The sequence below is a fragment of the Lutibacter sp. genome, assembly GCF_030692605.1.
Classification (GTDB): Bacteria; Bacteroidota; Bacteroidia; order Flavobacteriales; family Flavobacteriaceae; genus Lutibacter.
On the sequence record NZ_JAUYUD010000061.1, the window covers coordinates 1 to 9,767 of the forward strand.

9 protein-coding genes are annotated in these 9,767 nt (G+C 30.7%); 5 read left to right on the forward strand and 4 right to left on the reverse strand.

Features of this window, described 5'->3' with window-relative positions; all coding sequences use genetic code 11:
- Positions 1 to 156: 156 nt before the first annotated feature.
- Both Q8S45_RS05885 and Q8S45_RS05890 read left to right on the forward strand, forming a co-directional pair.
- A complete protein-coding gene (locus tag Q8S45_RS05885) occupies positions 157 to 639 on the forward strand; it encodes a DoxX subfamily (RefSeq protein ID WP_305602219.1) in 483 nt (160 codons plus the stop codon).
- A gap of 7 nt (positions 640 to 646) precedes the next feature.
- Positions 647 to 2,233 carry a Gfo/Idh/MocA family protein gene (locus tag Q8S45_RS05890; RefSeq protein WP_305602222.1) on the forward strand — a complete coding sequence of 529 codons (1,587 nt, stop codon included), beginning with the start codon at positions 647 to 649 and terminating at the stop codon, positions 2,231 to 2,233.
- Positions 2,234 to 2,352: 119 nt separating this feature from the next.
- Here Q8S45_RS05890 and Q8S45_RS05895 read toward each other — a convergent pair whose 3' ends face one another.
- Positions 2,353 to 3,030 (reverse strand): hypothetical protein, encoded by a 678-nt coding sequence (locus Q8S45_RS05895; RefSeq protein WP_305602225.1) that lies wholly within the window; start codon positions 3,028 to 3,030, stop codon positions 2,353 to 2,355.
- 739 nt (positions 3,031 to 3,769) lie between these two features.
- Here Q8S45_RS05895 and Q8S45_RS05900 point away from each other — a divergent pair.
- Both Q8S45_RS05900 and Q8S45_RS05905 read left to right on the forward strand, forming a co-directional pair.
- Complete coding sequence (locus Q8S45_RS05900; protein ID WP_305602227.1) at positions 3,770 to 4,021, forward strand: type II toxin-antitoxin system Phd/YefM family antitoxin; 252 nt, start codon at positions 3,770 to 3,772, stop codon at positions 4,019 to 4,021.
- A complete protein-coding gene (locus Q8S45_RS05905) occupies positions 4,021 to 4,278 on the forward strand; it encodes a Txe/YoeB family addiction module toxin (RefSeq protein ID WP_305602230.1) in 258 nt (85 codons plus the stop codon). The genes Q8S45_RS05900 and Q8S45_RS05905 overlap by 1 nt, the downstream gene beginning before the upstream one ends.
- A gap of 107 nt (positions 4,279 to 4,385) precedes the next feature.
- Here the strand turns inward: Q8S45_RS05905 and Q8S45_RS05910 are convergent, their stop codons facing one another.
- Genes Q8S45_RS05910 through Q8S45_RS05920 form a run of 3 tightly spaced genes read right to left on the reverse strand, consistent with a single transcriptional unit; the run spans position 4,386 to position 9,365 of the window.
- Complete coding sequence (locus Q8S45_RS05910) at positions 4,386 to 5,921, reverse strand: YifB family Mg chelatase-like AAA ATPase (RefSeq protein ID WP_305602233.1); 1,536 nt, start codon at positions 5,919 to 5,921, stop codon at positions 4,386 to 4,388.
- A 26-nt stretch (positions 5,922 to 5,947) separates the two neighbouring features.
- Positions 5,948 to 6,982: a LacI family DNA-binding transcriptional regulator gene (locus tag Q8S45_RS05915; RefSeq protein WP_305602236.1), complete on the reverse strand. Its 1,035-nt coding sequence runs from the start codon at positions 6,980 to 6,982 to the stop codon at positions 5,948 to 5,950.
- Positions 6,975 to 9,365 carry a penicillin acylase family protein gene (locus Q8S45_RS05920; RefSeq protein WP_305602239.1) on the reverse strand — a complete coding sequence of 797 codons (2,391 nt, stop codon included), beginning with the start codon at positions 9,363 to 9,365 and terminating at the stop codon, positions 6,975 to 6,977. The genes Q8S45_RS05915 and Q8S45_RS05920 overlap by 8 nt, the downstream gene beginning before the upstream one ends.
- A gap of 127 nt (positions 9,366 to 9,492) precedes the next feature.
- On the opposite strand from Q8S45_RS05920, the gene Q8S45_RS05925 reads away from it, so the two are divergent.
- Positions 9,493 to 9,642 carry a hypothetical protein gene (locus Q8S45_RS05925; RefSeq protein WP_305602242.1) on the forward strand — a complete coding sequence of 50 codons (150 nt, stop codon included), beginning with the start codon at positions 9,493 to 9,495 and terminating at the stop codon, positions 9,640 to 9,642.
- The last annotated feature ends 125 nt before the right edge of the window (positions 9,643 to 9,767 follow it).

Sequence of the window (9,767 nt, forward strand, 5' to 3'; positions counted from 1 at the left end):
TTTTTTAATTGGATAAATGAAAAAACTCAAATCCAAAATGCAAGTAAAGTCAGGTCGTTTAAAGGTTTAATTGTACATATATTTGGAAAACTTGCTGCTTGTTTTTTAAAGCCAATTGTTAACCCTTAATTCGCATTACTAATACACATATTTAAAATGAGTGAAATAACTAACACTAGGAGTTTAAGAGGAAGTATAGTTCTGTTACGAGTATTAATTGGATGGCACTTTTTATATGAAGGAATTATTAAACTCTATAATCCAGACTGGACAGCGTTGGGTTATCTTTCATCAGCTCAAGGACCTTTTAAGCAAGTTTTTTATGCCATGACAAATCAATCCTTTATTGGTTGGATAGATGGACTAAATATGGCTGCTCTTATAATTGTAGGATTAACTTTCAGTTTAGGGTTTTCTGAGAAAAAGGGAGCTTTTATAGCTATTGGCTTATTGGCAATGTATTATTTGGCACATCCTCCTTTTCCGTGGTTAATTCAGATAAATACTGAAGGGAATTATTGGTTTGTCAATAAAAATTTAATAGAATTAGCTGCATGTTTAATAATTTATCAATACCCAACAGGAAAATATTTTGGGTTAGATCGATTTTTTAAAATGAATAAAAAAGAAAATAAATAAGAAAGGTATGAAATGGACTAGACGTGATGTTTTAAAAGGATTAGGTGGTTTACCAATAGTTGGTGGAATTTGGTGGGCAGGAGCGGCGAATAGTCTTCTAAGCAGTCAGGAGCGTTCAGAAATTTTAGCGCAATTAAATATTGAGCCTTCCCTTCCTTCACCCATTCAATCGATTGATGGACCTCCAATTAGGGTAGGCATTATTGGGTTTGGAATTCGAGGAGAACAACTCTGCAGATCCTTGGGTTTTGCAACAAAAGAATGGCTTTCTGATATGGAAAAAGAGGCTATCGAAAATTCTAAACATACCGCTTTAAAAGATTTCCTTTCAACTGATAAGTTAAATGTAAGATTGGTTGGAGTTTGTGATGTTTTCGATAAAAGAGCAGAAAAAGCTATTAATTCATTTAATACTGAAGAGAATAAAATAAAACGATATAAAACGCATCTAGAAATGATTGAGAGTGGTGATGTAGATGCAGTTATTATTGCGACACCGGATCACTGGCACGCTCCAATGTCTATAGATGCTTTAAACAGTAATATTCATGTATATGTTGAAAAACCAATGACACATAGCATTGAAGAGACGTATAGGCTTAAAGAAGCTGCACAAAATTCAAGTGCTCGTTTTATGGTTGGTCATCAACACAGGCAAACATTGAGTTTTAAAACTGCTCAAGATATTATTGAAAAAGGAACACTTGGTCATATATCAATGATTCAAACAAATACTAATAGAAATGATGATAATGGAGCTTGGAATTATACCATTGAGGAAGAAGCGAATGAACAAACAATTGATTGGAATCAGTTTTTAGGAAACGCTCCTAATGTTCCATTTAATCAAGAACATTTTTTTAGATGGAGAAAATGGTGGGCATACGGATCTGGTTTATCTGGAGATTTGTTAACGCATGATTATGATCGTTTAAATTGCGTTATGAATATGGGAATTCCTGGTTCTGTAATTGCTTCTGGAGGTATTTACACACATAATGATGGAAGAAACGTGCCAGATGTTATGCAGGTAAATATGGAGTTTCCAGATTATAATATTGGCAGCAGTCAGGAAAAGGGAAAGGAAAAAGGAATGACCTTTATTTATAGTGCAACTCTTGGAAATGGTTTTAACAGACCAACTATTTTAATGGGTCACGATGCAACTATGGAATTAGGAAATAGGTTAACTATTTGGCCTGATGGTAGTTCTACAAAATATGCAAATCTATTAGAAGCTAATAAGATGAATCCGTCTATACCTATTTATCAATATGATCCAGGAGCTAATATTCCAGATTCTATTTCTTCTGCAACATCACAATATTTTGCAGATAAAGGATTAATGTGGACATATATTGACGGCATGAAAGTTGATTCTACTTATCTGCATTTAAGAGAATGGTTGAGCAGTATTAAAAATGGAGGTGAATTAAGTTGTGGAATTAAAGAAGGTTTCGAAGAAGCGATTGCTGCACATATGGCTGGTTTATCATATAAGTTAGGAAGAAAGATTGAATGGAACTCAATAGATGAGGTAATTATACCTATTGAAGGTGTTAATTTTGATCAAGTCTTGCTTTCAAATGTTTAAAGTAACATTATTAATTCAGAATCATAAAAAAAAACGCATTCCAAGTACAAGGAGTGCGTTTTTTTATGTTGAGTAAAGATGTAATTATTGAAAATAATTACAATTAAATCATATCTTTTTTATTCAGGATCTTCTTCAGTTGCTATTAAAACTTCGGCTTCGAATTCGCCATTTATAACCTCTTCTTTTCCTAACCAGTATTCTGAAGTTATTGCTTTGTAAGAACTATCGTTTTGAGGGGTTAATTTCCATAAAATTCCTTCAGCCTCTTCAAAAGGAGTTTCACTTTTCAATTGATCATTAAAAAGTCTTTTTATTAAACAGCTTTCTGAAAGTCCTTTCGATATTGCCTTTAAAACTATTTCTTTGGTAATTTCTACAGATTCATTTTTACTTTTTGGTGAAATGTCAAAATCAATAATACACGCTTTTGCATTTGGAAAAGTACCATTGTAGGCTTTATATAAAAGTTGGTTTATGTTAAATAAATCATGATGAAGTTCAATAACTGGATATTCTTCTGAAACTTTATCAAGAAGCATTTCATGTGAAAGTGAATCTATTTGACCTTCATTTAAGTATTCACCCAATTTATATTTTAATAAATAAGCAGCTGCTTCATGTGGTTCAAAATCTGTAATAGCCATGAATAGGTAATCTATAAGTTCAGTTTCTTTTAAATTTTGAGCATCAGAAAATTCAAATATTTCTAGAAGTTGTATGTAATCATTTTTAGACCATGCACCTTCAATTTCATCAATTATTGTTATATTTTTAATTTTTACGGAATAAATCATAATGTAAATTTGATTATAACTTTTATGTAGTATTAGAAACACTTATTTAAAAAAGTCACATACCTCTACTTTAATAGTAATGAGTTAAATATAGCTTTTCTAAAACGATTTTTCTTGAATTTTCAAGAGTTTATTTTGTGGATAAAATTGTTAATAACTCCTTATTACCTGAATATTAACCACTTACATTTTTTTATAACTTCGTACCCTAGTAGGAGTTGAATTTTTAGTAAGAAATAAGTTTTACCCTAGAAAAAGGATCGCCAATTTGAGGTGGTCCTTTTTTCTTTTTAAAGGTAATTAACTTTACCTGTTTTAATGTGGTTAATTTATGAATTTTTTTAATTATTTTATTGAATAGGGGAGCCTACATTTTAACGTTGATGCAACAATTCTAATAAGTATTATTTTTCTTTAAACCAGAATTTTAAAATGACTATAAAAGAAAAAACTCACAGTTATGTGAGTTTTTCTTTCTTTTTGCAATTTCCCTTTAATCAAATAACATATAAAATTATTACACTTCAAAAATAGTATTAGATATTTTATATAGTTAGGGGATAAAGCCTGTAATAGAGTGGGGATAATTCCCCTTTTTAATTAAAACTTTCAATTTTTTATGATTTAAAAACGAAACATTCTAAAAACCAACCCTTGTTACCACACATAAAATCTGAAATAAACTTTGAAAAGTAATATTTTGTACGTAATATTGTACATAATTAAAAATAATTGAATTATGATTACAACAACAATATCAGATTTCAGAAAAGATATAAAGGATTATTTCAATAGAGTTACTGAAAACTTTGAGACACTAATTATCAATCGAGGTAAAAACTCGGGAGTTGTAGTGATTTCTTTAGAAGAATACAATTCTCTTATTACAACTCAACATGAAATGTCTTCAGACAAAAACAAAGCAAGGTTAGATTCTGCAATTGGAAAATTTAAAAAAGGGAACTCCTTTAGTAAAAATCTTGTTGAATAATGAAATATGTATTTGTAGATGAATCTTGGGAGGATTATTTATATTGGCAAAAAATTGATATAAAAATGCTAAAAAGAATAAATCTACTTCTAAAAGATATTTCCAGACAACCATATGATGGAATAGGGAAACCTGAACCATTAAAACATAATTACAGAGGATTTTGGTCGAGAAGAATTGATGACGAGCATAGATTAATTTATCAAGTTGTAGATGATGAAATTAGAATAATAAAATGTAGATTTCATTATGATTAAAACATGTGATAACATCTTATAAAATTTACGCCCACATTTAAACGAAATAACGATTCTACAAAAATTCCGTTATATGTGTATAATCAATTAACTTCTCATGAAAAAATTTAACCTAACCAGCCTTCTCGGTCTAAACTTCTATATTGAATTGCTTCCGAAATATGTGTTGACGTAATATTTTCAACACCTTCTAAATCTGCAATAGTTCTCGACACTTTTAAAATACGATCATAAGCACGAGCCGATAAATTTAATCGTTCCATAGCAGTTTTTAATAGATTTTTACTCTCATCATTTAGCTTGCAATATTTTCTAATTAGTTTCACACTCATTTGAGCATTGTAATGTGTATTTTCTACTTCAGAAAAACGTTCTGTTTGAAGTTCTCGTGCCTTTGTAACACGTTCTCTTATAATTATACTAGGTTCTGCCAATTGTTCCTCAGAAAGTTTATGAAAAGGAACAGGATTTACTTCAATATGAATATCAATACGATCTAATAGAGGACCTGAAATTTTACTTAAATAACGTTGCATTTCAGCTGGAGAAGACGTTACAGGAGCGTCGGGATCGTTAAAATACCCACTTGGACTTGGATTCATACTAGCCACTAACATAAAACTGCAAGGATAAGTAACAGTAAATTTTGCCCTTGATATAGTAACTTCTCTATCTTCTAAAGGTTGTCTCATAACCTCTAAAACAGATCGTTTAAATTCGGGTAATTCGTCTAAAAATAAAACACCGTTATGAGACATAGATATTTCTCCAGGTTGCGGGTATTGACCACCACCAACTAAGGCAACATCAGATATTGTGTGATGAGGTGATCGAAATGGTCTTTGATTCATTAACCCATTATCCTTTATTTTGCCAACTACCGAATGAATTTTAGTAGTTTCTAATGCTTCTTTTAAGGTCATAGGAGGCAAAATAGAAGGAAGACGTTTGCTTAACATTGTTTTTCCACTTCCTGGCGGACCAATTAAAATTATATTATGGCCACCAGCCGCCGCAATTTCCATAGACCGTTTAACCGATTCTTGTCCCTTTACATCTGCAAAATCAAATTCGGGATGGTCAATGTTTTTGTAAAATTCTGCGCGAGTATCAATAATGGTTCTTTCTAAGGTTATTTTCTCATCAAAAAAATCGATTATTTCTGTAATATTTTCGATGCCGTACACTTCAAGGTCACTCACAATAGCGGCTTCTTTAGAATTTTGTTTGGGTAAAATAAACCCTTTAAATCCTTCTTCTTTGGCCTTAATGGCTATAGGTAACGCACCCTTAATTGGTTGTAAACTTCCATCTAAAGAAAGTTCTCCCATAATTATATAGTCACCAACTTTATCTGATTTTAACTGGTTTGAAGCAGCTAAAATTCCAACGGCTAAAGTAAGGTCGTATGCAGAACCTTCCTTTCTTAAATCGGCTGGAGCCATGTTAATGGTAATTTTTTTACCGGGAAGTTTGTATCCCACATTATTTAAAGCGGCAGAAATACGATAACTACTTTCCTTAATGGCATTGTCTGGCAAGCCAACCAAATGGTACCCAATTCCTTTATCAATATTTACCTCAACAGTAATAGTAGTAGCTTCAACACCGAAAACGGCGCTGCCAAAAATTTTAACAAGCATAGCAATTTTTATTAGTTGTATGTTATTTAAAACTCAATAAACATCTTTTTAGTTGTTTCACGTTCAATCAGTTCTGTTTTAATAATGTCGGTTGTAAAATCATCAATTTCAATTTTTTCTTCAATTTTATCAATTAATCTTTTCGCCGAATGTTCTCCAATTTTAACTCCAAATTGGTTAACGGTTGTTAAAGGAGGAACACTATATTTTGATAATATTCCACTTGTAAATCCAATAATAGAAACATCCTCAGGAATTTTTAAACCTCTTGAATGAATTACTTGAAGTGTTATTGCACCGGCAGCTTCATCAATTGTAAAAACTCCATCTACTTTTTTGGAGTCAAACATCTTATGTAGCTTTTCTGTTAAATTATCTTCGCTTTCTTCTCTGATTATTAAATTTTCATCTGGATTTCTTCCATATTTTGTTAGTGCTTTCAAATAACCTTTTGCCCGAAACCTCCCTACATTTAAACTTTCAATGGTGGAAACAAAAGCAATATTTTTACAGCCAGTTTTCATTAAAAAACGGGTGGCTTTATAGGCTGTTTTAACATTGTCAATCACAACTTTATCACACTCAATATTTTTATCAACTCTATCAAATAACACTAGTGGGGTTCCTTCTTCTAATAGATTTTTAAAATGGTCAAATTTTTGAAGTTTTAATGTTTCTTCAGATAAGCATGCAATAAACCCATCAATGGTCCCATTAGAGAGCATATCTATTGTATGCATTTCTTTTTCATAAGATTCATTAGTGATACATGTAATAATATTATAACCTTTTTCAGCAGCTACAGATTCAATACCATTTAAGACTCTTGCAAAGAATCGGTTTAAAACTGTTGGCATAATTACACCAATTGTTTTTGTTTTTTTATTTTGCAGACTTAATGCTAAGGAATTAGGCTTGTATTTATGCAATTTTGCATATTCCTGTATTTTAACTTTTGTTTCATCACTAATTTCATAACTATCGTTTAACGCTTTTGAAACTGTTGATATTGAGACGCTTAAGGCTTTCGCAATTTGTTTGATGGTTATTCTCTTATTCATTTTCAGGTACTAATATTAATTTTGTAGAAACTTTTATTATTTCGTCTTTATTCATTTTCATTTTTCGGAATTCTCCTTTATTATACATTTCAGCTTGATTTTTAAAATGCTTACTAAAAGGATTTCCAGATTGTCCTGTTGGTAATATACTAATACTATTTTCTATGTCTGAAAAATCGATTATTCTTCTAGTAGAAGGTCCATCACTTACTTTATATAAACCAGAATTATTATATTCAAAACCACGATTGTCAATTACTTCCCTACTACCTTTTATAGGAAACGGACCAACATTAAAATATTTTTTCAAATAAGAAATTTTACCTAATGGATGTTGGTGCTCTAAGGTATGAACTTTTCCCCAATTCCAATCAGAAATATTTTTACCTAGTTGTTTTTCTAATGTTGTAACTGCTTCAATAAGTGAGGCGGATAGGATTTCTTTCTTTGTTTCTTTTTTATTTTTTGAAGCAACATTATCCCACCAAATAGATTCTTCTTTTTGAAGTTGATCTGCAATTACTCTTTTCATTAAATGAGTGGTCATTAGTTGATTAAATAACGTTTCACCCAATTCATCTTCAAAAGTATTTTTCAAATATAAATAAATCCATTTGTTATAAATTGTTGGAGCAACATTATCTATGGTATTAGAACCGTCCCAAAGTTGTAAAACATCAATGGCATTTTGTTGATTTTTGTTGAATGAATTATAATCCATTTTATCGGTAAATTCTTTAATATTTGAAGCTGCAACGGGTGAGGTAACATCGTTAATCATAATTGCCATAGTTTCTTTATTCCAATTATTTTTAGGTTCTAATAATTGCACAATTCTTTTTGCCCTATCTTCTGGTAAATAATAACCTGGATACAAAATATTTGCAATAGTATCAGGTTGATTGTTAGCTGAATAAACGTAATTCCATGTTGGATTTTCGGCCATTGGATTTTTGGAAAAATCAAAATATTCAACAGGGTCATCTTCACCAGAAGAGCCATTTAAAATAAACTTTCTGTTTACGTGTGGTTTGTTTTTGTACAATTTACCAGCTGCCCACCAAGCCACATTTCCAAGTGCGTCTCCATACATAATATTTAGACCTGGAGCGTGGATCATTGAAGCGCCTTTTTTAACATCTTTCATTTCTTTAGCTCTTGATATTGTGTAAACTGCTTCCAAAATTTCAACGTTAAATTGGGTATAAATCCACGACATTGCAATTGGATTTGTAGTTGTAAGTTCTTTTAAAGCACTATTCATGATGGGGCCATGACGAGATATTTTAACAATTACTTTAATATCTTCAGCATCTTTAACCTTTATTGTTTTTAGGCTTTTTTTATAAGTTTCATAACCAGTCGGAGTCTTATATTTGGTACTATCAGTTGGATGATTTTCTTCTTGGTAAAAATCAACATCATCATTCTCAAACATAGTTAATCCATATGCGTATTTTCTATTATGACCTAATAAAGGAAATGGAATTCCTGCCATATGATAACCGTACATTTCGTAATCTGGAGTTTTAATATGAGCTTCAAACCAAACAGAAGGTTGAGAGAATCCAATATGTGGATCGTTGGCAAAAAGAACGTTACCACTTTGCGTTTTTTTAGGTGAAACAACCCAACTATTACTGCCTATAAAAGGCGGAATTGGAGATGATTCCATAATTTGATGCATACTTGCAACCATGGTGGAAAAATGTGATTTTTCGCTTTCATTTGTTTTTATAAGCGTTGTTTTTGGATTTACATCAATGTTTAATTCTTTTAAATAAGAATCACCTAATTTTTCTTTAATAGCACTTAATAATGGGTCTGTTTTATGAGCCATTGCAAAACTGAAAGACATATATCCTAAAATATTATAGACATCTTTTAATTGATAATTTTCTTTTTTGATGCCAATTAGTGTAAATTCAATAGGTGTAGGGCCATTATTTATAAACTGATTTACACCACTTAAATAAGCAGTTGCCAATTGATAAACTTCACCATTTTTATCTAATTTTTCAATAGATTTAATTGATGCTTCTTCAATACCTAAACTAATAAAAAACTGATCGTTTTTTACCATATCAACGCCAAAAATTTCAGATAAACGTCCTGGTGCAATTCTCCTCATTAACTCCATTTGCCAAAGGCGGTCTTGTGCATGCACGTAACCCAACGCAACCATAGCATCTTTTTGGTTTTCTGCGTATATATGGGGAATGCCAAAATCGTCAAAATATACAGTGGTTTCATTCTCTATATTTGACAATTTGATATGTCCAGAATAATTAGGTTTTAAGCTGTTGAAATAAATCCAGCCACCAACAAAAATTAGAATGGCAATAATTGCAATAATAACAGATATTTTTTTGATAATTCGCATTGAAATAAATGGATTTTTTAGTTACTTCAAATATAATATTTTAAATGTTATAAATTTATAATGTAAGAAATATTTGTCTAAATGTAAAAAATACTTTACATTTGATCAACTATTAAATAATTTAACAATGAAATCAAGATATTTATTTGCGCATAAGTATAAACCATTAGGGTGGTTTTTATTTTTAATCGGAATTGCACTAGGTATTATTTATACTGCTGGTGGAGAAGAATTAATGAAAATTGAAATGAAGGTATTTCCATTATATAAAGTCTAATATGTAATTACAAATTATTTTTTATTATCTTTGTGTTATGAGTAGAGTAGCACTAAAGATAGAAAACTATAGTTCTGAAGAACTGAAGGCGTTATTGCGCAAAGACGAGAAATTTCAACAAGGGG